The 23,234-nt window shown below is 42.4% G+C and carries 25 protein-coding genes; 19 read left to right on the forward strand and 6 right to left on the reverse strand.

Going from position 1 to position 23,234, the window contains the following annotated elements:
• Window positions 1-483 precede the first annotated feature (483 nt).
• Together J2Z37_RS04360 and J2Z37_RS04365 are read left to right on the forward strand one after the other, a co-directional pair.
• Window positions 484-1,284: a glycosyltransferase family 8 protein gene (locus J2Z37_RS04360; RefSeq protein ID WP_209809010.1), complete on the forward strand. Its 801-nt coding sequence runs from the start codon at window positions 484-486 to the stop codon at window positions 1,282-1,284.
• 14 nt (window positions 1,285-1,298) lie between these two features.
• Window positions 1,299-2,528: a glycosyltransferase family 2 protein gene (locus tag J2Z37_RS04365; protein ID WP_209809011.1), complete on the forward strand. Its 1,230-nt coding sequence runs from the start codon at window positions 1,299-1,301 to the stop codon at window positions 2,526-2,528.
• 9 nt (window positions 2,529-2,537) lie between these two features.
• On the opposite strand, the gene J2Z37_RS04370 is transcribed toward J2Z37_RS04365, so the two are convergent.
• Complete coding sequence (locus tag J2Z37_RS04370; RefSeq protein ID WP_209809012.1) at window positions 2,538-3,260, reverse strand: glycosyltransferase family 2 protein; 723 nt, start codon at window positions 3,258-3,260, stop codon at window positions 2,538-2,540.
• Window positions 3,261-3,443: 183 nt separating this feature from the next.
• Here J2Z37_RS04370 and J2Z37_RS04375 point away from each other — a divergent pair, with 183 nt between their 5' ends.
• From J2Z37_RS04375 to J2Z37_RS04400, 6 genes are all read left to right on the forward strand, one after another.
• Window positions 3,444-4,604, forward strand: coding sequence for a DUF4317 domain-containing protein (locus J2Z37_RS04375; RefSeq protein ID WP_209809013.1), 1,161 nt, complete (start codon window positions 3,444-3,446; stop codon window positions 4,602-4,604).
• 80 nt (window positions 4,605-4,684) lie between these two features.
• Window positions 4,685-5,299 (forward strand): PH domain-containing protein, encoded by a 615-nt coding sequence (locus J2Z37_RS04380; protein WP_209809014.1) that lies wholly within the window; start codon window positions 4,685-4,687, stop codon window positions 5,297-5,299.
• Window positions 5,300-5,635: 336 nt separating this feature from the next.
• Window positions 5,636-6,145 (forward strand): hemerythrin domain-containing protein, encoded by a 510-nt coding sequence (locus J2Z37_RS04385; RefSeq protein ID WP_209809015.1) that lies wholly within the window; start codon window positions 5,636-5,638, stop codon window positions 6,143-6,145.
• Between the two features lie 413 nt (window positions 6,146-6,558).
• The gene (locus tag J2Z37_RS04390) at window positions 6,559-6,762 is read left to right on the forward strand and encodes a DUF3231 family protein (protein WP_245203576.1); all 204 of its coding nucleotides are present in this window, start codon (window positions 6,559-6,561) and stop codon (window positions 6,760-6,762) included.
• Window positions 6,763-6,938: 176 nt separating this feature from the next.
• Window positions 6,939-9,557 (forward strand): ATP-dependent chaperone ClpB, encoded by a 2,619-nt coding sequence (gene clpB, locus J2Z37_RS04395; protein ID WP_209809016.1) that lies wholly within the window; start codon window positions 6,939-6,941, stop codon window positions 9,555-9,557.
• A 122-nt stretch (window positions 9,558-9,679) separates the two neighbouring features.
• Window positions 9,680-10,780 carry a zinc-dependent alcohol dehydrogenase gene (locus J2Z37_RS04400; protein ID WP_209809017.1) on the forward strand — a complete coding sequence of 367 codons (1,101 nt, stop codon included), beginning with the start codon at window positions 9,680-9,682 and terminating at the stop codon, window positions 10,778-10,780.
• A gap of 76 nt (window positions 10,781-10,856) precedes the next feature.
• Here J2Z37_RS04400 and J2Z37_RS04405 read toward each other — a convergent pair whose 3' ends face one another.
• Complete coding sequence (locus tag J2Z37_RS04405) at window positions 10,857-11,300, reverse strand: GNAT family N-acetyltransferase (RefSeq protein WP_209809018.1); 444 nt, start codon at window positions 11,298-11,300, stop codon at window positions 10,857-10,859.
• A gap of 151 nt (window positions 11,301-11,451) precedes the next feature.
• On the opposite strand from J2Z37_RS04405, the gene J2Z37_RS04410 reads away from it, so the two are divergent.
• From J2Z37_RS04410 to J2Z37_RS04435, 6 genes are all read left to right on the forward strand, one after another.
• Window positions 11,452-12,540 (forward strand): zinc-binding dehydrogenase, encoded by a 1,089-nt coding sequence (locus tag J2Z37_RS04410; RefSeq protein ID WP_209809019.1) that lies wholly within the window; start codon window positions 11,452-11,454, stop codon window positions 12,538-12,540.
• Window positions 12,540-12,878, forward strand: a complete 339-nt coding sequence (locus J2Z37_RS04415; RefSeq protein ID WP_209809020.1) for a hypothetical protein — start codon at window positions 12,540-12,542, stop codon at window positions 12,876-12,878. Before J2Z37_RS04410 ends, J2Z37_RS04415 begins: the two co-directional genes overlap by 1 nt.
• 38 nt (window positions 12,879-12,916) lie before the next feature.
• On the forward strand, window positions 12,917-13,477 hold the full coding sequence (locus J2Z37_RS04420) for a hypothetical protein (protein WP_209809021.1): 561 nt from the start codon (window positions 12,917-12,919) through the stop codon (window positions 13,475-13,477).
• A gap of 15 nt (window positions 13,478-13,492) precedes the next feature.
• A complete protein-coding gene (locus J2Z37_RS04425; protein ID WP_209809022.1) occupies window positions 13,493-13,696 on the forward strand; it encodes a phosphodiester glycosidase family protein in 204 nt (67 codons plus the stop codon).
• Between the two features lie 110 nt (window positions 13,697-13,806).
• A complete protein-coding gene (locus J2Z37_RS04430) occupies window positions 13,807-14,001 on the forward strand; it encodes a hypothetical protein (protein WP_209809023.1) in 195 nt (64 codons plus the stop codon).
• Between the two features lie 258 nt (window positions 14,002-14,259).
• Window positions 14,260-14,772: a DinB family protein gene (locus J2Z37_RS04435; RefSeq protein ID WP_342453779.1), complete on the forward strand. Its 513-nt coding sequence runs from the start codon at window positions 14,260-14,262 to the stop codon at window positions 14,770-14,772.
• Between the two features lie 18 nt (window positions 14,773-14,790).
• Here J2Z37_RS04435 and J2Z37_RS04440 read toward each other — a convergent pair whose 3' ends face one another.
• Entirely contained in the window at window positions 14,791-15,354 is a 564-nt protein-coding gene (locus tag J2Z37_RS04440; RefSeq protein ID WP_245203577.1) for a biotin transporter BioY, read from the reverse strand.
• A 146-nt stretch (window positions 15,355-15,500) separates the two neighbouring features.
• Between J2Z37_RS04440 and bioB the strand changes: the two genes are divergently transcribed.
• Window positions 15,501-16,499 (forward strand): biotin synthase BioB, encoded by a 999-nt coding sequence (bioB, locus tag J2Z37_RS04445; protein WP_209809026.1) that lies wholly within the window; start codon window positions 15,501-15,503, stop codon window positions 16,497-16,499.
• A gap of 57 nt (window positions 16,500-16,556) precedes the next feature.
• Here the strand turns inward: bioB and J2Z37_RS04450 are convergent, their stop codons facing one another.
• From J2Z37_RS04450 to J2Z37_RS04460, 3 genes are all read right to left on the reverse strand, one after another.
• Window positions 16,557-16,736 carry a hypothetical protein gene (locus J2Z37_RS04450; protein WP_209809027.1) on the reverse strand — a complete coding sequence of 60 codons (180 nt, stop codon included), beginning with the start codon at window positions 16,734-16,736 and terminating at the stop codon, window positions 16,557-16,559.
• 249 nt (window positions 16,737-16,985) lie between these two features.
• Window positions 16,986-17,999, reverse strand: coding sequence for a hypothetical protein (locus J2Z37_RS04455; RefSeq protein ID WP_209809028.1), 1,014 nt, complete (start codon window positions 17,997-17,999; stop codon window positions 16,986-16,988).
• 478 nt (window positions 18,000-18,477) lie between these two features.
• Window positions 18,478-18,645, reverse strand: coding sequence for a hypothetical protein (locus J2Z37_RS04460; protein WP_209809029.1), 168 nt, complete (start codon window positions 18,643-18,645; stop codon window positions 18,478-18,480).
• Window positions 18,646-18,796: 151 nt separating this feature from the next.
• Between J2Z37_RS04460 and J2Z37_RS04465 the strand changes: the two genes are divergently transcribed.
• From J2Z37_RS04465 to J2Z37_RS04480, 4 genes are all read left to right on the forward strand, one after another.
• Complete coding sequence (locus J2Z37_RS04465) at window positions 18,797-20,212, forward strand: amidase (RefSeq protein ID WP_209809030.1); 1,416 nt, start codon at window positions 18,797-18,799, stop codon at window positions 20,210-20,212.
• A gap of 452 nt (window positions 20,213-20,664) precedes the next feature.
• On the forward strand, window positions 20,665-20,895 hold the full coding sequence (locus J2Z37_RS04470) for a hypothetical protein (RefSeq protein ID WP_209809031.1): 231 nt from the start codon (window positions 20,665-20,667) through the stop codon (window positions 20,893-20,895).
• 345 nt (window positions 20,896-21,240) lie between these two features.
• Window positions 21,241-22,953, forward strand: a complete 1,713-nt coding sequence (locus tag J2Z37_RS04475; RefSeq protein WP_209809032.1) for an aldehyde ferredoxin oxidoreductase C-terminal domain-containing protein — start codon at window positions 21,241-21,243, stop codon at window positions 22,951-22,953.
• Window positions 22,934-23,167 (forward strand): MoaD/ThiS family protein, encoded by a 234-nt coding sequence (locus tag J2Z37_RS04480; RefSeq protein WP_209809033.1) that lies wholly within the window; start codon window positions 22,934-22,936, stop codon window positions 23,165-23,167. The genes J2Z37_RS04475 and J2Z37_RS04480 overlap by 20 nt, the downstream gene beginning before the upstream one ends.
• Window positions 23,168-23,234: the final 67 nt, after the last annotated feature.

Consider the following 23,234-nt stretch of genomic DNA (forward strand, 5'->3'; position numbering starts at 1 on the left):
AAGAGTTCTAATTACGTTTTCTGAGCAGACGGTAGAGTGTACAAATGAGACCAAAGGCTATGTGCCCAAGCAATAAATGAGAAATAATATATATTATGTAAACTATAATACTCGCTACTTAATACAGGCAAGGGTATGTTTCAGCTGTGGATAACCTTCTTTTTATGTGAATAATTTGAATTGTTGATAAACAGAATTGTCTGTGGATAACTGGAATTCACGACTGCATATTTATGCAAGGATGGTTCGAGCTGTTATAGTGGAGGGGAACAACCTGTTACAATCGCACGAAATGATCTGTATTAGATTGTGCGTAATCTATTATTGCCTTATATATTAATAAACTAAAATAACATAGCAAATCAAGTACTTTATGATAGGTGAAACACCTAGTTGGGCAGAAACGTTACAATCGCTTAGACAAGAGCACTATCATCATCCTATTAGATGACATACTATTATTATATCGGGAGGTGATATTCATTGATTATTGTCAGTACGACAAACGATCAATATGCTAAACACCTGGGAGTTATGCTGACCTCGCTACTTGAAAACAGTAAAAATAGAGAACGTATTAAAATCTTCATTATTGATGGAGATCTATCAAGGGTTAATAAAAAGAGGCTTCGCCAAGTGGTTGCTCGGTATAAAAAAGAAATTACATTTCTTACTCCCGATCATAAACTATTTAGGAAGTTTCCAGCCGAATCGACGATTGGCTACATTACGAGAGATACCTATTATAGAATCGGGCTGCCTATCTTACTGGACAAAAATATTCATAAGGTTCTGTACCTGGACTGTGACCTCATTGTAAAAGGAGATCTCACGAGGTTATGGGAGATAAACTTGAAAGGATATGCTTTAGCAGCCGTCAACGAAACGTATTGGTATGGTTCGTGGGAGAAAGATCGCTTACTATCGGAGTTAGGGCTGGCGAAGGAATCTCTTTATTTTAATGCAGGTGTTTTACTACTGAATATTAAAAAATGGAGAGAAATGAATGTATCAAAACGTCTTGTCAACTTTTTAAAAGCTCATCCAAATTTACGATATATGGATCAAGATGCAATGAACGTTGTTCTGCATAGGTATTGGCTTCGGATTCACTGCAAGTGGAATTATACCACTTACCATTGGGATTCAGTTCCCAACGTTAATCCAAAGATTATTCATTTTTGTGGATGGCACAAGCCATGGAATACTGAAATTCGCTACCGAGAGGATTATCTTAAATATTTGCAGTTATCCGGGTGGGATAGGGATAAAACCGTAAAATAGAAGGGGGCATCAGAATGGGAATAGAGGTTAGTGTTGTGATCGTTTCGTATAACCGTTTTCCGCTCAATAAAAATACGCTATTCTCTCTTAAAACACAAAATTTTGATCAATCGAGATTTGAAGTGATTCTTGTTGATGATGCTTCGACAGATCGTACGCCGACTTTGAGAAAAGATCATTATCCTTTTTCCTTTCGTTATGTCCGTAATTCGCGTAATCTAGGCCGGGCTCGTTCCAGAAATGTCGGGATTAAGATGGCTCGAGGCAAGGTGATTATGTTTCTCGATGCGGAGGCGATCGTCGAACCGAATTGTATTGAACGACATTATGAATATCACCGAAAATACAAGAGGGCCGTCGTGACGGGAGGTTCCTTTTATAAGATTTACAGTTATCTACTCCCTGGTTTTAAAATCTGGCAACGAAAAAGCATTGAAGATTTCATGATGCGGAATGATGCCTTTAAAAAACGAGTTCAAAAAAAGCTGCAGAAACAGCTGTCGGACTCCGAATTTCCTCATGTGATCCGGTCACTTACCAAACCAGTAAAATTGATCGAAAACGAAGATATTAAGAATATTTATGCCCTACGCGAGCTAAGCGAACCTAGAATCTATGAAAGAGAATTGATTAATAAACTTGGAACGAAACTTGAGCAATGTCCCGTATCTTGGCTTTACTGTATCGGACTGAATCACTCGATAAAAATGAGCTTTATACAAGAGGTTGGCGGATATGATGAATATTTCAAGGGGTGGGGATCAGAAGATTATGAATTTGGGTATCGGCTAACTAAAGCAGGAGCATGCTATATCGCCGATGAAAATCTTCATATTTTCCATCAGGAACATCCTATACAGCCAAGTTTAAAGCGTGAAGAAGCCAGAAACATGGTATACTTTCAAAAAAAACATCCTGTAATGGATGTCTGTATTAAATCTTTGCAATATGTTGATCAAAATGATGCAAGTTTTTTAAATTCTGCTGTTCGAGAGTACTACCGTCTTTCCGAAGAGTATCCGGGCAGGTTTAACTTGTTCAAGGATTCGATGCTTAAAATGTTGCAAACGATGCCCAGATTAGTCTCCCAAAATGCTTGGCCGACGACCGATCTTCTTGAAAAAACAGGAATCCGTTCCGATTTTAAATGGGTTTATCGTCTTCTAAAGGAACGTTATTTCATTGTTTCTACTGGAAAATATCCTCATTTGATAAAGGTTTTTGATACCCTTGTTGAGATATAACTGACTGGCTTATCTCTTTTTCTTTCTCTGGTTAAATATACTTGCTGCGTGCTTGATGACCCGCTTCATCTTTACCTTGTCGTTGTTCGCTTGGTAATAAAACTCCCGCAGTTTCTTGTTGGTATCGCCGTTCGGGTTGTTTTCATACCCAACGACCGGATGCCATAAATGGTGTATGCTATGCTCCAGCCTTTTGTATGGGCCGCATAGGGTATTTACCGCACAACTGAAGGCATCGTCTTCTCCTCCCCAGCCGCAGAACCTCTCATCAAAACCTCCAACAGCCATAAAATATTTGCGGGGAATGATGTTTATATGTCCCACCCAGTCAAAAGTGTATTTTGTTGTATCAATCTTTTCAAAATCCGTAATTTCCAACGGCCAACCGGGAGCAGTTTTCAGCAGTTTTCTTGAATTTTCTTCAGCTATTCGGATGATATAGCGATAGGGAATCACCCAAGGGGCTTTCTTCAGAAGTTTGATGGACTCCTTTAGGACGCTCGGATCACAGAAAATGTCGGCATCCACGATTACGAATATTTCGCGCGTGGCTTGTTTGGCAGCAAGGTTAATAGCTTGGGAGCGATTAAAAAGCTTTTCATTATTTATTCCGACACAAATTTCAGCCTTGGGATAGGTCTTTTTATAAAACTTCTTGATCCATTTAAAATTGGTATCCCTAATCCCTCGATCGGGCTTGTAGGGAAACAGAAAAGAGACATTCTCGAACAACTGCACACACCTCCAAGTGGTATTATCAAGCCTGTGTCACTTCTACTTGCATTCTATGAATCAGAGTATTCCCTTGATTGTATAGGTATCTAGTTTCTCTTGCATGGCAGGATTTAGCAGGCGGAATCTACTATTTCTATTTTCCCGACCGAACAGTATAATCAGGGATGGGAGTTGAAACAGATGAACAAAAAAGACATCGCTGCGATCAGAAAGCAATTTAAATTAGATAATCACCTTCTACAAATAAGGGAAATCTTCAATGTGTATGTAAAGAAAGAATCAGGAGAGATTTACCATCATGTCAGTCAGCCGTTTCATTTTTTGGAGCAAGAAGCACAAGAATTGTTTCTGGGAAACTTTAAAAAGGTTTTGACTGGGGATCTGGATGCCAAGTTGTTTGAGTTGAAATTTAGACGGGACGTGGAAGACAGCACACAAACCATCCTTTACGAGGGATTACAGGCAGGGTCCACGGAAGATTGGAAAGAAAATATGCTGCATATTGTCGGGAAAATGTTCGCGAATGCCGCTTATGAATTTGATACGGTCGTGACCTTTATTCGCGGGGAGTATCGGAAACCGACACGTAAACGGGATCAGGAATCCGAGGAAGGCGGAGATGATGAAGTCTATTCCAGCCCGTTCATCCTTTGCAGCCTGAACAAAACCGATCAGCCGAAAAAGACCCTGCTCTTTGATTATGTCGAGAAAGAATTCAAATCGAATAATAACATAGATCCCATTATTAATCTCGCTGCCCCATTGTCGGGCTTTCTCTTCCCTGCCTTTAATGACAATGCTGCAGATGTGAATCATCTTCTTTATTATGCTTCGAAAGCCAATCAACCGGATGATTCTTTTATCGAAGAGGTGCTCAACTGTGAAGAGATTAGAACTGCCATGGAGGATAAGGATAGCTTTGAATTGATCTTAAACAATGTGGTGGGAGAAAAAGTAGATTCCATGGTCATTGCCAATGTCTACGAGGAAATCGATAAGATGGTGCAGGAGAATGTGGAAAATGAAGAAAGCGAACCCCCTATGTTGGATTATCAGGACGTCGGACGGATCTTAACGGCAAGCGGAGTGGAGAATGTCGACACAGATAAAGTGGAGCACGCCTTCAAAGCTGTGGTCAGCAACGAAAAACATGAATTGAAAGCGAGCAATTTAGTGCCGAAATCGATCAAAATCAAAACGAAAGTAGCCGATTTGTCGATCGGTCCAAAAGATCTAAGACATGTGAAATATATTATGTATCAAGGTAAGCGGTGCTTATTGCTAGAAATCGATGAAGATGTGGTTGTGGAAGGATTTAAACTTGAGACGGTGACACCTTAGTAAAAATGCAACATATTTCTCGGTCATATCGTATAAGGTGTATAGTGTCTTGTAAATTTACATAGAAAGGCTGGGGAACTATGTTTAAAAAAATAGCTGCAGATGCACTTGGACTAAGCGATATTGGGAGTGTTATTAAACCTGCAGATTATAACAAAGTAGATTCTGATGATTATGTAATGCACGAGGACCAGGAGAAGATCTACTTTCTAATCAAGTCCAAAACGGATGAGTACTGCTTCACGAACAAAGCCCTGATTCACTTGGATGGAACAAGTGCGGTCAGTAAAAAAAGAATGCTTCGCCGTTTTGAATATGAAACCAATAAAATTTCCAATGTATTCTTAGAGACCGCAGGAACCATTGATTTGGACGTAGAAATTAAATTCCAAATGGGCGGCCAGCAATATTCGATTGATGTCAATAAGAAGCATATTGAAGAATTGAAAGACTTATATAAAGCACTCGTCAAAATTTCCGAAATTACCCGTGACAACAACAAGGCCCTGGAGTTTGCACAGCAAAGTCTTCAGCTTGCTTCCTCTACATTGAATAGAAGCGATAGCACGAAAGGCTCTCTAGCGGAGGAATTTAAGGAATTAAACCAAATCGCTTTTGCGTGGCTGATGGAAACGAAGAAAGAATATAGTGTGAAGGACTTCGGCTTTGTGTTTGACCAGTATATTAATAATTAGTAAAGTGAGAATCAGAGATAGCGGAAAGATTTTCCGTTATCCCAGTTATTCTAACTGAACATGGCTGGATAACGGAATATTTTTCCGTTATGAAACATTGTAATCGTTTTCAATTGGTTTGGTATGTTCCATAACGGAAAAAACTTCCGCTATTTCCTTTTAACAGTCTCGTTTTTTATAAATAGAGGAAAATTTTTCTCTTATTATTAGGACCCAATAGTGTTTACGATAGATTGCTCATTTAGCTAATTCACCATAATCTCCTCCGTGATGGAAATCACTGAATCAATGGGAACACTGTTTTATTGTGTGGAGAGAAGGGGAAGGAGGATTAAGATGGATACTTCTGACGTAACACTATGTCCCCCGCTTCAGCAGTTAAAGGACGAGCATGTAACCTTAAGGGCGGAAATGGAACTTTTCTACGAAATAACGGAAGAGATCGAATATGATTCAGGACCTGCTGTGATTCGGCTGTTTACTGAGTTATCGGAACGGATTTCGGTTTTTATGGAGTCATTGAAAGCCCATTCCGAACGAGAGGAAAAAGGGTTATTTCCGGTGATGGCCCGTCGACTCGGAGAAAAGGATCGAACCATCGATTCGATGGAATTCGAACATGAAAAGGCGGAGCAGCATCTGCAGGATTTTCTTATGGAGACCAGGAAAGCGGGATCAACCATCGATGAAGATCATGCGCGGGCGGTTGCGGTATACGCTGTACAAGCTTATACAACCTTGACCCAACACTTTGCAAAAGAAGAAAAGATGCTGTTTCCCTTAGCAGAGCAAATCTTGTCCATTGAGGAGAAGGAAGAGCTGGGAAGATTTTTAATAAACTGCTAAGTATGATTGGGATCCTTGATTCAAGACACGCTCGGAATCACAATCTTTTTAACGTATGAATGGATATAGACTTGATGGTTAATGATAAACTTGTGTTTTTGTTTCCAAGATGGCTTGGCTCACCCTTTTGGGTGGGCTCCTTTTTGGGAAATAGTTCCTTTTCTGGTGGGAAATACTATTTTAAATGTAACCCAATTAAAATCAGAGGTACCTATGGAAACAAAACACACACCAGAAAAAAATATTTTACACGAGATAGAACACACTCCGAAACTAACATCTGCAGAAATGGGAAGCCTCTGGTCACAATACATGAGCGATAGCATGGCTATACGCGTACTAAATTACTTTTTGGAATTCCACTGTTGCTCCTTTTTCAGACAAACTGATGTTGTTTCATGCCACCGCTTTGATTGCCGCTGGTATTGGAAACTATGGGGCAGGCAGCCATAGCTGCGAGCCCTAGACGTGATTTAGGTACACATTATGGGGGTCTTTTCTTAGAGGTTATTCAATACGCCGAAGATTGTGCAAATCTGATGATTAAGAAGGGGTGGATGGAACAGCCTCCATTAGCACCTGATTATAAAGCACTTGCAAACCGGGTGAAGAAATAAAACTCTTTTTCTTTGTTTTGCAGAAACCGCCGGATCCACTTATCGTGCAGAATCCGGCTTTTTAATGTTGATGGTACTCATTTTGTTCTTAGAGCTGACACAATAAGAAGTTGAAGAATGAGGTAAAATAAAGTAAAATAGCAAACTTTACCATTCAGCCGATAGGAGGAATGTCGATGGATATGAATCATTTGACTGTCAAATCTTTGGAGGCGATCCAACAAGCAGAGATCAAAGCGAACCGTTATGGGCATGCGGAGCTCGATGTGGAGCATCTACTGTGTGCCTTACTAGATCAGCAGGATGGCTTGATTCCGCATTTGTTAGAAAAAATGGGTGTGTCATCGGCAACCCTTTTGCAGGAAGTGGAGCAAATTCTGGAGCGGTGGCCGCGGGTTTCCGGTTCGGGTCGGGAAATGGGGAAGGTGTACATAAGCGGTCGAGTAAACCAGGCTTTACTTCATGCGCAAGAAGAGGCCAAAAAGATGAATGATGATTACATTTCCGTTGAACATCTATTCTTTGGGATTTTGACCCAAGCGGAAAGGTCTTCCTTAAATGACCTATTGAAAAAAGTGGGAATCACACGCGACCGCTTTTTAAAATCACTACTCGATGTGAGGGGGAATCAGCGAGTGACTAGCAATCATCCGGAAGCATCTTATGAAGCGTTGGAAAAATACGGGCAAGATTTGGTAGAAGCAGTCCGCCGCAATAAACTTGATCCTGTGATTGGACGGGACGCGGAAATCCGGCGGATCATCCAGATTTTGTCGCGTAAAACGAAGAATAATCCGGTGCTGATCGGCGAGCCCGGAGTGGGAAAAACAGCGATTGCCGAAGGGTTGGCCCACCGAATTGTTCGCGGGGATGTGCCGGAGGGGCTGCGCGATAAAAAAGTCTTCTCCCTCGATATGGGTTCCCTGCTTGCCGGCGCGAAATTCCGTGGAGAATTTGAGGAACGGCTCAAGGCTGTGCTCCAGGAAGTGAAAAAAAGCGAAGGGCAAATCATTTTGTTTATCGATGAAATTCATACCATTGTCGGCGCGGGCAAGACCGAAGGTGCAATGGATGCAGGCAACTTGCTGAAGCCGATGCTGGCCAGGGGTGAACTGCATTGCATTGGGGCCACGACCCTTGATGAATACCGTAAATACATCGAAAAGGACGCCGCGCTGGAACGCAGATTCCAGCCGGTCATTGTGCAGGAACCGTCGGTGGAAGACACCATCTCCATCCTTCGGGGATTGAAGGAGCGATTCGAAATATTCCACGGGGTCAAAATCCATGATAACGCGCTCGTGGCATCAGCCGTCTTGTCCAATCGCTATATTACAGACCGCTTTCTTCCAGATAAGGGGATTGATCTAATCGATGAAGCTTGCGCCTTGATACGAACGGAGATGGACTCCATGCCGGCGGAGCTCGATGAAGTATCGAGAACAGTCATGAAGCTTGAGGTGGAAGAAGCCGCGCTTAAGCGGGAGACTGATCGGGCAAGTCAAGAACGGTTGACGAAGCTGCAAGGAGAGCTAGCGGAGCAAAAAGAGGTGCTGCATCGTCTGAAGGCGCAGTGGGACACGGAAAAACAGGCCCTTCAATCGGTCCGTAAGCTGCGGGAGGATCTCGAACAGCTCCAACGGGAAATGGCACAGGCTGAACGGGAATATGATTTGAACAAAGTAGCGGAAATCAAATATGGATCACTGCCCGCTTTAGAGAATAAGCTGCGTGAGGAAGAGGAAAAGGTTAATAAGAAAAGGGGGAAGCCATCGCTTCTTCGTGAAGAAGTGACAGAAGAAGAAATTACTCGCATCATTTCTAGATGGACAGGAATTCCGGTAGCGAAATTGGCAGAAAGTGAACGGGAAAAACTGCTCAAGCTGGACCAGATTCTGCACCAGCGTGTGATTGGACAGGAAGAGGCAGTGCAGGGCGTGACCGATGCGATCATTCGCGCGAGGGCGGGCATCAAGGATCCACGTAAACCGATCGGTTCCTTTTTGTTCTTGGGACCAACCGGAGTCGGGAAAACCGAGCTAGCCAAAACCTTGGCGGAAGCCCTCCTCGATTCCGAGGATCACCTCATTCGCTTTGACATGAGCGAATACATGGAAAAACACACTGTTTCCCGCCTGATCGGTGCCCCACCAGGGTATGTGGGATACGAGGAAGGCGGACAGCTGACTGAGGCCATTCGTAGATCACCCTATAGCGTTCTTCTGTTTGATGAAATCGAAAAAGCCCATTACGACGTATTCAATATCCTGCTGCAAATCCTCGATGACGGTCGTGTCACCGATTCACAAGGCAGGATGGTTGATTTCAAAAATACCATCATCATTATGACATCTAATATCGGCTCCGGGATTCTGCTCGATTCCCTTCATGAGCAAGGGGATTTGACGGAACAGGCTAGGGAAGAGGTCCTGCGCGAGTTGAAAGGCCATTTTCGCCCCGAGTTTTTAAATCGCATTGATGACATCGTGCTCTTTAAGCCACTGGGAGAAAAGGAAATGATTCAAATTGTCGATCTGCTATTGCTAGATTTGCAAAAGCGGCTGGAAGATCAGCATGTAACTCTACAGATGACGGATCACGCGAAGGCCTTTATCGCCCGCGAAGGCTCTGACCCCATCTATGGAGCGAGGCCGCTCAGACGTTATATGCAGCGGCAGGTGGAAACCCCCATCGCCCGCACGTTGGTTAGCGGACAGGCGGCAGTCGGAGCAGTGTTAACCGTCGACGTAGTGGATGGTCTGTTGAAGGTGGGTTGGGTGAACCAGGAGGGGTGATAGAGCCTCTCCTGGTTTGTTTTTTTCGTTGGTTCCGTGTAATTGACATGAGTAAGGTTTCTGTATTATAGTTTAAACACTTATCTGAAAATAATGACTAATTATTAAAAAGGTGGTTAATCATGAAAGCTTCTGCAGCTGTTTTTGAAGGTCCGAAGAAACTGTCTATTAGAGAATTAGAGATACCCGAAATAGGAGATGATGATCTACTGATAGAAACCGTAATGGCTGGTGTAGATGGATCAGAAGTTCATATGTTTAACGGGGAACTGGAGGAATTTAATGAAATCGCTCCTTTAATAATGGGGGATGAGGTCATTGGAAGAGTAACGAAAATAGGGAAAAATGCATCTTCACAGCGAGGGATTTGCGAAGGTGATTTAGTTACTATAGAGTCACATTCTTCATGCGATGAATGCAGTCATTGTTTGCGGGGTCAATATTATTTGTGTGAGAAAGGCTGGAAGAATCACGCTTATGGCTGGATTAGTTGCGATAAACCCCCTGCTTTATGGGGAACGTATTCCACCCATGTGTATGCTCCCAAAAACGCCTTTGTCCATAAAGTTCCGGAACAACTGCCACCGGAAATAGCGATTGTAGGTATTTCTGTATTAGCTAATGCGGTTAGATGGGTACAAAGAGCTGGTGTGAAGAAAGGGGATATCGTCACCATCATCGGCCCGGGACCCCAAGGGCTAATGTGTTCTTTAGTTGCAAAAGAAAGTGGTGCTAGTAAGGTGATTGTAATCGGTCTGTCCAAAGATAGTGAAAGGCTGAGTATGGCTAGACAATTCGGGGCTGATATTACTTTAGTATCGGATGTGGAGGATATTATTCAAAGACTAAAAGAGGTAACAAATGATCAACTTTCTGACGTAGTTATCGAATCGGCGGGTGCAGCTGAAACCGTACAGCTATCTATTGAAATAGTCCGGCCTGGCGGAACGATTAATCATGTTGCACTGACCGGTGGAAAAGAAATCCCCTTAGTTACTCAAAAAATATTGTTTAAGGAAATTAACTTTTTAGGCAGTATTTCACATCCGTATACGATTCAACCTGCTTTAGAGCTAGCTAATAAATTATGGAAAGAGAAAAAATATCCATTAGAGAAACTAGTGACACATAAATTCCGCATAACAGAAGCGGAAAAGGCAATCCGAACGGCAGCTTATGAGTTCAAAGGTGAAAGGCCAATTAAAACCGTTCTAATTCCTTAGAGAGTGGGGTGTGGAAGTCTCTTGATTCGTTTTAGATGAGGCGGAGATTGTTTAACAGGGAGTTAAACTGGATCCTTTACAATTTCTTCTGAAAATGGATCCACTTCTTTTGTTTTCGAATGGGTCGATAGCCATGTTTCATATAATAAAAAGGCAGAGTAGGGTGCTTTCTCATAGTGGTCAACAGGACTCTCTTTGCTCCTAAGGACACTGCCTTCTTTTCGGCAAACCGAAGTAATTTGCTGCCCAGCCCTTTCCTTCTATATTTTGGTTTTACTGCTAACGAACCAATTTCCCAGTATTTTTTTCTTTTTTTTAGTGCAACGACTCCTATGATTTTTTCCTTATATTTTAAAACGTAATATCGATCCCTTTTCATCTTTGATCGTAGATTTTTTATTGTACTCTTTGAGATTGGAAAAACAAAACCAAGTTTAATATTTTCTTTATGTGCCTTTTGCAACACTTCTTGAATCTTCCTACATTCTTGATTCTTAGCCCTTTTTACCTTGAAAACCATGGTTTTTCCCCCTTTTACTTACTATAATTATGCTAGAATTCATTGTCTTGCTTGGATAAACTGATTACAAAATTATTAGAACAGTAGGAAGAATTAGTTCCTTTATAGAATAAATATATATTGTAACTTATTAAAAAGGAGTGTTGATAGGATGAAAGGGAAAGTAGCAATAATGACAGAACCTATGAAATTAGCATTTGCTGAATATGAGTTACCGCCCGTTGGGCCTGGAGCGGTTTTGGTGGAGGTGGTAAGAACGAATGTCTGTGGTTCTGAGTTACATATTTGGAAAGGTCATCATCCAACGAAAAAAACAGGGGTTTTGGGCCATGAAATGGTGGGGAAAATCGCTGCACTAGGTGAAGGGGTAGTCACTGATTTTGCAGGGAATCCCATTGCAGTAGGAGATCGCATTGCTGCTACATATTTCTTGACTTGCCGCAAATGTAAACCTTGTCAGCAAGGGAATTTTAATCTTTGTGAGAATGCTTACAAATATTGGAATAAGAACGCAGAAGAAGCACCACATTTCCATGGATCGTTTAGTACCCATTATTACATTCATCCGGATCAATACTTTTATAAAGTCCCAGATAATGTGCCAGATTCCGCTGCTGCCAGTGCAAACTGCGCCTTGTCCCAAGTATACTTTGGAATTGAAAAAGCGCAGCTTCAGTCTGGCGAAACAGTCCTGATTCAGGGGGCAGGCGGACTAGGTTTGAATGCAGCGGCTATTGCAAAAGAAATTGGTGCCAAAGTGATTATTGTCGATGGGGTCACTAGTCGGTTGGAAAAAGCTCGGCAATTCGGAGCAGACCATGTGATTGATATGAACGAGTACGATACACTTGAAAAGCGAGTCCACCTAGTGAAAGAGTTAACCGGGGGAGCCGGAGCAGATGTTGCCATGGAACTCACGGGTGTTCCTGCTGCTTTCAATGAAGGTATTCATCTCTTGCGTCCTGCCGGAAGATATGTAAGTATCGGAAATATCTCCCCCGGACAGATGACGCCTTTCGATCCGGGTTTGATGACCAGGAAAGCAATCAACATCATCTCCCTTGTTCGATATTACCCTTGGTATCTAAACAAGGCCCTTCAGTTCTTATCCAGCAAGATTGAGAAGTACCCATTTGGTGAGATGCTTGATGCGGACTTTGCGTTAGAAGAAATCAGCGAGGCGCTCGATCGTTCAGCTTCTAGGGAGATTACCAGAGCATCGATTGTGATGGAGAAATAATGGCCGTGGCCATGATGGCCAAAATGCCGTTTGAAAAACGTGAAAACGGTCATCATCGAGGTTATGATGACCTTTTCAATATTTATAGACCTCAAATCACGCTACCCTATTATTTCAACAGACAATACCCTCCTTCCTATGATATGGTTAACCTGGGTAAATTTGGAATGCGAGGGTTTTATATCATGCGAAAATTGATTGTTACTATACTTACTGGCTCTTTACTATTATTCTCTCAATCTGCACACGCCATAGAATCAAAAGGAACTTCAATCACATTAAGCAGCGGGATAAAGCATGTAACCTATGTTTCTTTCCAACCATCAAACCAGTACTAGCCAATGGAAAGGTTGGTTTTGACCAGGAGCTTAGTGCCATGGCGAAGGAGAATCGGGCTATAGCGGCTATTAATGGTACTTATTTTAATGGTACTTATTTTAATGCTTATGACAAAAATGATCTAATGCCCTATGGCGCTATTATGATTGACGGAACGATGAAGCATTTTGGCGGGGGTCCTGTGGCAATGGGGATCACAGAAAAATGCTTGACCTTTGGTAGTGTAACAGAAATTAGTGTGCGCGGGGGCATCAATGGCTCGATGAAATGGCCTTTCAACTGGTATGCTTGGTCTATCAATCATGCACCGACGAACAAGCAAGCGATTATTGTTTTTACTTGTGATTTTAAAACGAAGAATGTCTCATTTCCCGATTATACTTATGTGGTAGTATGTGGGGGAAAGGTGACAGGGATCTCACAGAATAAAGCAATGATTCCGTCAGATGGTTTTATCATTGCGTATGGCGCGGAAAACCAGAAGGAACTCTCCCGATTTCATGTGGGAGATACGGTAAATTACGAGGTTCAATTCCCAGAGAAACTTCAATCACAGAACCATCTGATCGGTGTAGGACCAAAGTTAGTGAGTAATTGAAAAAAGGATGTCAATTTGCAAGGATTTACGGAAGATAAAATCACAAAAAATGCAGGTCAAAGAAGCTTTATCGGGAAAAAGGCCGATCAAACGATGATCATGGGGACGGTATCTGGGGTGACGATCAATGAACTGGCAGATATTGCTTTGAAACTTGGCTTGACAGATGCCATGAACCTCGATGGTGGGGCCTCTTCTTCTTTGGGTTATCCCCGCTAAGATTATGTACAAAAAGCAACTTTTGGTATGTAAACGGAACAGTGTCACCGCTATTCCATTTTTTAGGTTATAATATGAAGGATTAATTTGCATTTGGGGGGATTCATACAATGAGGATGAAAAGCTTGCAATATTTATTGTCACTGACTGAGGCAAGGCAGTTTGATGTAAAGCAAATGCTAAGTGAGTTAGGTAATGATCCTACAGTAGATCAGCGAGTGTTGGAATTTCAGGAGGAGCTGGACACCATCCAACACACACTCTCAGATATAAAGCTGCAGATAAGAAAAGGGAGAGAAGATTAATATGATAAAGGAAAAACTTTCCGCTATCTAAAATTTACGGATTGATTTGAACCAAGTAACGGAAAAGGTTTCCCTAAATGAAGTGGGTAATCGTTAAAAAGCGGAGAAGTGGACCAGATAGCGGAAGAACTTTCCGCTATTTTCATGTTCTCCACTTCAATTTTGAGGATAAAGGAAAATTTTTCCGTTATGTAGATGATCAGATTACGGAATGGTATAATTTTCCTGTCTTGTACAAAAGAAAGGGGAGGGATCGCAGTGAATTATCGAACTATTGAAGATTTTCAAAAGGATTGGAACCTTGAGGGTGGCCTTACCTTAAAGGTGCTGGGAGCATTAACGGATGAATCTTTAAAGCAAACGGTTTCCGAGGCCCAACAGAGGACGCTGGGGGATTTGGCTTGGCACTTGGTGGGCGCAATTCCTGTGCTGCTTGGGGCTGGGGGATTACAAATCGATGCGCCCAACTATGAGACACCTACGCCAACCAATGCGGCCGAAATCGCTGACAGTTACCGCCGCATGAGCGAGGTTGCCATGACAGCGCTTAAGGAACAATGGACTGATGGGAAGTTAGCGGAGAGCCTTTCATTGTTTGGCTTTATCGATACAACTTATAGCGGTCTATTAAGTATGGTTGTCAAACATCAAATCCATCACCGCGGTCAAATGACGATTTTGATGCGTCAAGCCGGTGTGGTTCCGCCAGGGGTCTACGGTCCGAACGAGGAAGAATCCGCTGCACTTCGAGCAGCCCGAGATCAGAAATAATACTTGGAACGAGCAGCCCTACATGGGACTGCTCGTTTCCCTTGTCCGAAGTCCTGCAAGCGTTAATCGTTTTAGAATAACGACACCCAAGGTGGAAGCCATGGCCAATTTGATCAAATCCGGAATCAAAAAGGGAATCACTCCGAATTGAAAGGCTTGTTCCCATGGCAGGTTTAAGACGAACTTTAACTGGGCTGTCCCCATGGCATAGATGATTAGTAACCCTAATAGATTCGCCAGAAATGCTTTTCCAACGGTTACTTTCCCTCGCTCCATGATCCATCCGATTACAAAGGCAGCCGGAATAAATGAAATGATATACCCTCCCGTTTTTCCAATGAGTGCTTGCATTCCTCCGTTAAATCCAGCAAAAACTGGAGCTCCTACTGCTCCGAGTGCCAGATAGACCATAGCAGAGACAGCCCCCCATCGACTTCCTAAAATCATCCCTGTTAGATTAATAGCTAAGACCTGTAAGGTAAAGGGTACAGGGCCAACGGGCACTGTAATTTGTGCACAAACAGCTGTTACAGCAGCAAAAAGTGCGGAGAGAACCATCATTTTCGTTTTGTTTTTTTGCATGTTCATCTTCCTTTTTGTTAACTTAAAATATGAAACTAGTTTACATTTATGAGGCAATTATTGTCAACTATGAATATATTATGCTAAAATTCACTTGTAATGTTAACTTAAAATAATACATACGTTAACAAAAGGGGATAGAGACAATGGAAAAACAAATACTTGTGATAGATTGGAATCAATTGGCAAAGGAGATTATTGAGGGACGGCCGATCACGAAGGAAGAAGCATTATCCATCCTTCATACCTCTGATGATGAGTTGCTGGAAGTGTTGCAAGCCGCCTTTGTCATTCGACGTACTTATTTTGGAAAAAAGGTTAAGCTTAATATGATTATTAATACGAAATCAGGGTTATGCCCGGAGGATTGTGGGTATTGTTCACAATCCATAGTTTCCGAAGCATCCATCGACAAATATGCTTGGTTGACAAAAGAAAAGATTGTTGAAGGGGCACAGGAGGCGTTGAAACGAAAGGCTGGAACTTATTGTATCGTAGCCTCTGGACGAAGGCCATCAGACAAAGAAATTGATCATGTGATTAGTGCCGTAAAAGAAATTCGCGCCACCACCGAACTAAAAATTTGCTGCTGTTTGGGCTTTTTGAATCCGGATCATGCTAGCAAATTAGCCGAGGCAGGCGTCCATCGATATAATCATAACCTAAATACGAGTAAGGGCAATTACGAGAACATTACTACCACCCATACCTACGAAGATCGTGTCGATACCGTTCAACAAGCCAAAGAAGCGGGGATTTCACCCTGTTCCGGAGTGATTTTTGGGATGGGCGAAAGCGACAGGGAGGCAGTCGATATGGCGTTTTCCTTACGAGAACTAGATGCAGATTCCATCCCTTGCAATTTTCTTAATGCGATTCCAGGGACCCCACTGCAAGGCCGTAAGGAACTCAATCCACGCCATTGTTTAAGGCTTCTTGCAATGATGAGATTTGTCAATCCGAGAAAAGAAATCCGTATCTCTGGGGGCCGGGAAGTCAACTTAAGATCTTTGCAAGTCATGGGACTTTATGCAGCGAATTCCATTTTTGTCGGGGATTACCTCACAACCGAAGGACTGGAACCGACTGAGGATTGGGGAATGATTGAAGATCTCGGTTTTGAGATTGAAACTAAGGCGCTTTAAATTCAAAAAAACTCCCAAGAAACTGGGAGTTTTTATAGTATATTATATTATTTTATTTTATCGATTAAATAGGGTTTTAAACCCATCCCATAACAGGGCACCGGAGAACACGATCAGAGAGATCAAAGCTACAACGTCAAAGAAGGGCTCTACTTCGGACAATGTTCCAGTAAATGAAGCATGGGCCAAGGCAAGGCTTCCTAACAACCCTCCAACAAAGGCATAAAATCTAGGCAACAGGATTCCCTCCTTTCTATTGAAGCTACATTATTCTATGAAATCTATCTGAACTTTGATTGGACAAGTGACCTAACGAAACACCTATTTTTCCATGGTAGTAAGGTTGTCCAATTAAAATTATAGGCGATATTTGCGTGTCACTTTGAGTGACTCTTGCGTCGCTTTTTCAATATATGCGTCAAAATATGGTTTGGCGCCCACAAAAAAAGGATCCCATCAGGACACAAGCCCCCTGGGTCCCTTCCACTATATCGTCCATTGATCATGGATAATCGCGACTAATTTCCATTTACCTTGTTCATTTTGCTCAAGCACTAGGTTGAGACTCGCCCAATCCATCCCATCGTATTTCTGGGAACCTTCAATATAAAACTCTGCTATCGTCGCTTTTGGGAAAATCTCTTTGATGTTATTGATCATGTTCCCTCTTTGCACGAATTGGTTGATCAGAATTTGATCTGCCCTCACGAAATCCCGGTCATAAATAAATTTCTGGTAATATTCCCGTGGCGTCAGCTCAATCGGGGTGCCTTGGCCATCGTACACTCCCCAAGTGTACACCTGCCCATCTTTGAGAAAGTCTCCTATTTGACCTTGCTGAAATACGAGATCTATTTCATCAACAGAAACATAGGGGAAGAAAAGGACACCTTTTTCCGAGTGAACATATCCGGCGAGACCCTCCATATCTTCGGTTGCAATCAAATCAAGAATCGTCAGAGCAACATCCCTTGGTTCATCATTGATATTATTCATTTCAACTTTAGCCACGACCCAACGATCGTCCTCAAGTCTTAAATGATAAACCATCATCACATGACCTAGGTAGACATTATCCCGTTCCTGCAGGATTTTGATGTGCTGTTTAGACAGTTCTTCAAACTCAAAGTGTTGATTTTCTTCTAGCCACGTTGGACCGCCCCGAGCGATGACATAAACTCCATCTTCTTTTTCGGTAAAAAAGGAATCTATCATCTGTACGGCCAATTCCTCAGACATCGTCTGTTGGAAGTATTGTTGAATTTCTTGCTTAGTGGCATAAGAATACACTTTCTGATTATCTTCCGTTTCTTTAATCAGGGAAAGGAAGGAAGCTTTATAAGCATTCAATAACTTAATGGCGTTTTCTTTCGTCATCCCAGGAATTTCCTTGGATTGTTCAACGGGTTTTGGCGAATCAATCGGTACGGGTGGGGGTTCATAAGCCCCACTGCAAGCCGAAATAATGGCGATGAAGCACAGGATCCATATCGTTCTCATGAAAATCTTACCCCCTTTCGAATACTGTTTACTTTTTAGACGGATTGTGAAGCATTAGAGTTCCCATTTTTTAAAATTTGGCGTCTGATTATAGAATTAATTTAGCAAATTTAATTTATGACCGCTTAGGAAAGTTTAAGTTAGTCTTTTTGACCTATGAAAATGCTGATAAACATGTAGTTGTGGAAATCTGAGTAGAATTCGAAAAATCCAACGACAACTATATATGAAGAGAGGTGTACATATAGAAAGATTATCATGCCATCATGATTATGGTCAGCGCTCGTGCAACTGCCAATTCGTTAAAAGGGGGAAGATCACGGAGAATATCGTCAACCGTGAAGTACTGGAAAGGCTAGGTATGTTGGAGAAGTTTCATTCAGGAGCTTCGTGATGGAATTTAACACAGCGGGCATTGCTAGTATTCTGGCTGCGGGAAAGGAAGGCTAAAAAAAGGCAACCATTACTGGCCACCTAATCAAAAATCTTCCTCAGTGGGGGTCATACTTGGATGTTCAAGCGTATCCGGCAAATTGTTGCCCACCCCGCGGCGGACCAGCTCTCGCATAATTTCAAAGTTTTCGTTGGCGTAATGAGCACTTAACTGTTCAAGCTCTTCCACAGATTTATTGCTGTAATCTGGCATGATTTTCACCTCTGTAGTTTACTACCTGTTAATATAACCTGAAATTAAGATTCTCAACCTAAATCTTGATGAAATGATTCTGAATTGATTTGTATATTATTTGGAATTGTAATAAAATTCTAGTGAAACGTTAAATTTGGAGGTGTAATCAATGGCAATAGAGGAGGATCTGGATATTTTAAAGCTGGATATCGCAGGCTTGTCCAAGGCCTATGTGGAAAAGCAACTTTCTCCGTTAGAAGTAACTCGTTGTTTGCTTGATCGAATTGAAAAAGTGAATCCAAAAGTAAATGCGTTCGTCACCTTACTAGAAGAGGAAGCGATCGCTTCGGCGGTACAAGCGGAAAAAGAGATCCAGAGCGGACATGTCAAAGGGCCGCTACATGGCATTCCGATAGGATTAAAAGATATCATTTATACAGCAGGAGTCCGCACTACGATGGGTTCTAGTATATATAAAGACTTTATACCCAACCAAGATGCTACAGTCGTTGAAAAGCTAAAGGAAGCCGGAACCATCCTCCTCGGAAAGGTAAATACCCATGAATTTGCTTATGGGGCTACAGGGGACCGATCTTATTTTGGCGCAACGAGAAACCCCCACAACCTCATGAAGGTACCGGGAGGATCAAGCAGCGGCTCGGCTGCTGCAGTTTCATCCGGCCTTTGTTATGCGGCACTTGGTACCGATACGGGTGGTTCCATACGACACCCTTCATCGTTCTGTGGGATTGTCGGGATGAAGCCGACCTTTGGAAGGGTCAGTAAGCAAGGGGTATTTCCACTTTCCCAAACACTAGATCATGTCGGTCCGATGACCAGAACGATCCGAGATAATGCCATCGTGCTTAACGCCTTGATAGGTTATGACCCAAAAGACCCCTATAGTTCAAAGACGGAAACAGAAGACTTCACACGACGCCTTGAGCAAGGGATCAAAGGAACTACCATTGGGATCCCTAGAGGATATTATTACGAGAATGCCGAAAGCGAAGTTATTGAGAGAGTCGAGGAAGCCATGCGGGTATTTCAGAGTTTAGGAGCAAAAATTAAGGATGTTGATTTACCCCATATGAAAGAAATTGCTATGGCCCATCAGGTCACGATCAGAAGTGAAGCATATGCTGTCCATGAAAGATTGGTCATGGAACAACCAGAGGAATATGATGAAGAAGTACGTGAGCGCCTCCTCACCGGAAAGAATATAACAGCGGTTCAATATATTCAAGCCCAGCAAACCAAACTTCAGGGGATAGAAGAGTTTAATAGGGTTCTTGGGGATGTTGATATTCTGCTAACACCGACACTCCCCCTTGTAGCACCAGACATCATCCCGAGTGGATTCGATGAATCTAACACAAGTGTCCGTTGGACCATCAACCGCTTTGCAGGCCCAACCAATTTGTTAGGATTACCATCATTGTCGATACCTTGTGGCTTCTCTAGTACAGGATTGCCCATTGGAATGCAGTTGATAGGAAGGGCTTTTGATGAAGCGAATGTATACCGTTTTGGTTATGCTTTTGAACAAGAGGTCTCTATCAATACGTTAAAGCTGTTTGTGTGATGGGCTTGACGGTTGAGGTGAACGGCAATTTCATGTTATACGGACTGAATTAGGTAGAAATCGAGTAGTTCAGTCTGATTCTGGGGTTATTCGAACAGGGCGAATAAAAAAGAATAGCGAAGTGATAATGAAAACCTCCCAAAACAATTCGTTTGGGGGGTTTTTCCTTTTCTTTGGAATTATTCGGTCTGCAAATTGATTTAAATCAATGTATGCGAAAATGATAACCATTATTATTTATCATAAGAGTATTAAACTTTGTATTGTTTAGATCACGATAGATGCCCTATACATTTTATATTTTAAAAACATGAATACCGTGTTAATATATAAATAACATATTAACATTACATAAAGTTTATAAGCTATTTTTGGTGGCAGGTATCAGTGTTGTGTGTAATTATATAAAGTTTTGCGTCTACTTTTCAAAATATTGAGTGGAGGGATGTGTGATGATGAGAAGGTACGTTCTGTTTGTGTTGTTTATGTTATTTGTTTTTAGTGCAACATCGATGTCTGTGTTCATGCTAATAGGCAATAACCTCGGAGCCTCATTGGGCATATTTGCAGCATCTCTAATAAATGTATTTATCATGTCAAAAGGTTTGAAGATGTTAGGAAAATATGAAGACGAAACGGTGATTCATACGTCCCCAGTTCCTTATCTAAGAAGAATTAAATAACGAAATCAACCCCCCATTCATCTTTAAGAATTGGGGGTGTTTTTTTATTATCAAAGGCTTAGCTTTCGAAAATAAAACACCAAAAACAGAATATTAAAACAAACTAAAAATATACCTATACTAGGTTGCTAGACCGTCCCAAGTGTCCCATAAGGTCGGATAGCGATACAGGGGGCACCTTCTTTTTTGAAAATGCTTAAAGTAAAATAACTTTTAAAAGAAAGGTCTGTTCCTCAAGTGCTACCTATTATATAATATTTTCAGAAAACAAATTTGATTATGCATTCCTTTGGTTCGTTTCTCGGGAGATAGGATAACATTTTACATATAGGGGAGTGAAGGGCAATGAAATATCTACGAATCAATATGAGCCATTTACATTATAAGGAAGACGATGTTCCAACAGATCGTCTATTGCTTGGTGGTAGGGCCTTAACTTCGCAGCTCATCTACGAGGAGGTTCCAGCAACCTGTCATCCGCTGGGACCCCTAAATAAAATTGTTCTTGCCAATGGGGTACTGACTGGCTCTTTGGCCTCTAGTGCGGAAAGAACTTCGATTGGTGCAAAGAGTCCGCTTACCGGTGGAATTAAAGAAAGCAATGCTGGCGGAATTGCCGGATTAAAAATGGGACGGCTCGGCTATCGGGCGATTATTTTTGAAGGATTGCGTGACGATTTTCAAATTGTGATTATTGATAAAGATAGTGTGCGCTTTGAGCCGGCTGATGAAATTCTGGGCTTAAGGGCTAGCGAAGCGGCGCAAAAGCTGATGGCCAGATTTGGTGACCAGGTCAGCATTAATCTGATCGGCGTTTCTGGGGAAATGAAAATGAACACAGCAGCAGTAACGAATCTGGATAAGGATGGCTCGCCAACCCGTTTTTATGGACGTGGAGGGATGGGCGCTGTGTGGGGTTCCAAAGGGATCAAAGCCGTGATTATAGATGATACGGGAGCGGAGCGCAACAAACCGAGGAATCGTGAACGGTTTATGGATGGGATGAAAAATTATGCTCTGGCGCTGCGTGAACATCCAGGTACCTCAAAAGTATACCCTGAGCTTGGTACCGCTGCTATGGTGAGGACAACTAACCATCTAGGGGCATTGCCGACGAGAAATTTTTCTACAGGAAGCTTTGAACACTATGAGTCGATCAGTGGCGAGAAGATGCGCGAGACCATTTTGGAGCGCGGCGGGGAAGGAAGCACTACACATGCCTGTATGCCAGGTTGTGCAATTCGCTGTTCAAATATCTACCCGGATGAAGAAGGAAAAACCGTAACTACACCGATTGAATATGAAAATATTGGGTTGCTCGGTTCCAATTTGGGCATTGGGGACTTGGATCAGGTAGTTGAATTGAATCGTCTTTGTAATGAACTTTGCATAGACACTATCGAAACAGGAGCAGCTCTCGGTGTGGCCATGCAGGCGGGCATTGCGGAGTTTGGCGATTTTGAAGCGGCAAAAAACATGTTGTTGGATTTGGAAAAAGGAAATCCTTTGGGTCGCATTATCGGGGGTGGAGCGACGTTGGTCGGAAAAATCTACGGGGAACGCCGTGTGCCTGCTGTTAAAGGCCAGGCAATGCCTGCTTATGAACCCCGTGGTATTAAAGGGTTGGGCGTGACCTTTGCGACCACACCGCAAGGGGCAGATCATACAGCCGGTCAGACCATTCGAGCCCAGGTGGATCATCGTTCCCCAGAGGGACAAGTGGAAATTTCCTACAATGCCCAACATGTTGCCATCGTGGTTGATAGCCTTGGTGTCTGTTTTATGGCCTCTGGTCCAATCTTTACCAAAGACAATATCAAGCATATTGCCAATTTGGTATCCGGGTATATTGGTCAAGACGTTTCTGAAGAGGATATCCGAGCGATGGCCCGAAAATGCTTGCAGACCGAACACGCATTTAACCGGGATGCTGGCTTTACTAAGGCCCAAGATCGACTTCCAGAATATATGTACCTAGAAACGAATGAAGCGGCAGATACGAGATTTGACGTGAAAGACGAGGAGTTAGATAAAATTGGTGTCACAGCCGCTCATTAATATCAGAATCCAAAGCCATATCCCGTGGAAATCCGATTATCCACCAGTCATTCAGGTAGAGGATAATACCACGATTCGCACATTTTGTGAGCAAATCGGTATCGAGTGGGACGTTGAGGCACTTGTGTTCCTTAATAACCAAATCGCTCATGAATCTCAAATCCTGCAAGACAACGATCAAGTTCTTCTAATGATTCCGGTCGTTGGAGGATAGAAATTAAATCACCCCCCGATCCCAAGGAGTGGAATCGGGGGGTATTTTTTTCCTAGAATCTCCACGC

The organism is Ammoniphilus resinae (genome assembly GCF_017873965.1).
In the GTDB taxonomy this organism is placed as follows: Bacteria; Bacillota; Bacilli; order Aneurinibacillales; family RAOX-1; genus Ammoniphilus_A; species Ammoniphilus_A resinae.

Excerpts from the sequence above, each read along its gene's own strand:
- J2Z37_RS04365 (WP_209809011.1), top strand. The coding sequence starts at position 1,299 with ATGGGAATAGAGGTTAGTGTTGTGATCGTTTCGTATAACCGTTTTCCG.
- J2Z37_RS04375 (WP_209809013.1), top strand. The coding sequence starts at position 3,444 with ATGAACAAAAAAGACATCGCTGCGATCAGAAAGCAATTTAAATTAGAT.
- J2Z37_RS04380 (WP_209809014.1), top strand. The coding sequence starts at position 4,685 with ATGTTTAAAAAAATAGCTGCAGATGCACTTGGACTAAGCGATATTGGG.
- J2Z37_RS04385 (WP_209809015.1), top strand. The coding sequence starts at position 5,636 with ATGGATACTTCTGACGTAACACTATGTCCCCCGCTTCAGCAGTTAAAG.
- clpB (WP_209809016.1), top strand. The coding sequence starts at position 6,939 with ATGGATATGAATCATTTGACTGTCAAATCTTTGGAGGCGATCCAACAA.
- J2Z37_RS04400 (WP_209809017.1), top strand. The coding sequence starts at position 9,680 with ATGAAAGCTTCTGCAGCTGTTTTTGAAGGTCCGAAGAAACTGTCTATT.
- J2Z37_RS04405 (WP_209809018.1), bottom strand. The coding sequence starts at position 11,300 with ATGGTTTTCAAGGTAAAAAGGGCTAAGAATCAAGAATGTAGGAAGATT.
- J2Z37_RS04410 (WP_209809019.1), top strand. The coding sequence starts at position 11,452 with ATGAAAGGGAAAGTAGCAATAATGACAGAACCTATGAAATTAGCATTT.
- J2Z37_RS04415 (WP_209809020.1), top strand. The coding sequence starts at position 12,540 with ATGGCCGTGGCCATGATGGCCAAAATGCCGTTTGAAAAACGTGAAAAC.
- J2Z37_RS04420 (WP_209809021.1), top strand. The coding sequence starts at position 12,917 with ATGGCGAAGGAGAATCGGGCTATAGCGGCTATTAATGGTACTTATTTT.
- J2Z37_RS04430 (WP_209809023.1), top strand. The coding sequence starts at position 13,807 with ATGAGGATGAAAAGCTTGCAATATTTATTGTCACTGACTGAGGCAAGG.
- J2Z37_RS04440 (WP_245203577.1), bottom strand. The coding sequence starts at position 15,354 with ATGCAAAAAAACAAAACGAAAATGATGGTTCTCTCCGCACTTTTTGCT.
- bioB (WP_209809026.1), top strand. The coding sequence starts at position 15,501 with ATGGAAAAACAAATACTTGTGATAGATTGGAATCAATTGGCAAAGGAG.
- J2Z37_RS04455 (WP_209809028.1), bottom strand. The coding sequence starts at position 17,999 with ATGAGAACGATATGGATCCTGTGCTTCATCGCCATTATTTCGGCTTGC.
- J2Z37_RS04460 (WP_209809029.1), bottom strand. The coding sequence starts at position 18,645 with ATGCCAGATTACAGCAATAAATCTGTGGAAGAGCTTGAACAGTTAAGT.
- J2Z37_RS04465 (WP_209809030.1), top strand. The coding sequence starts at position 18,797 with ATGGCAATAGAGGAGGATCTGGATATTTTAAAGCTGGATATCGCAGGC.
- J2Z37_RS04470 (WP_209809031.1), top strand. The coding sequence starts at position 20,665 with ATGATGAGAAGGTACGTTCTGTTTGTGTTGTTTATGTTATTTGTTTTT.
- J2Z37_RS04475 (WP_209809032.1), top strand. The coding sequence starts at position 21,241 with ATGAAATATCTACGAATCAATATGAGCCATTTACATTATAAGGAAGAC.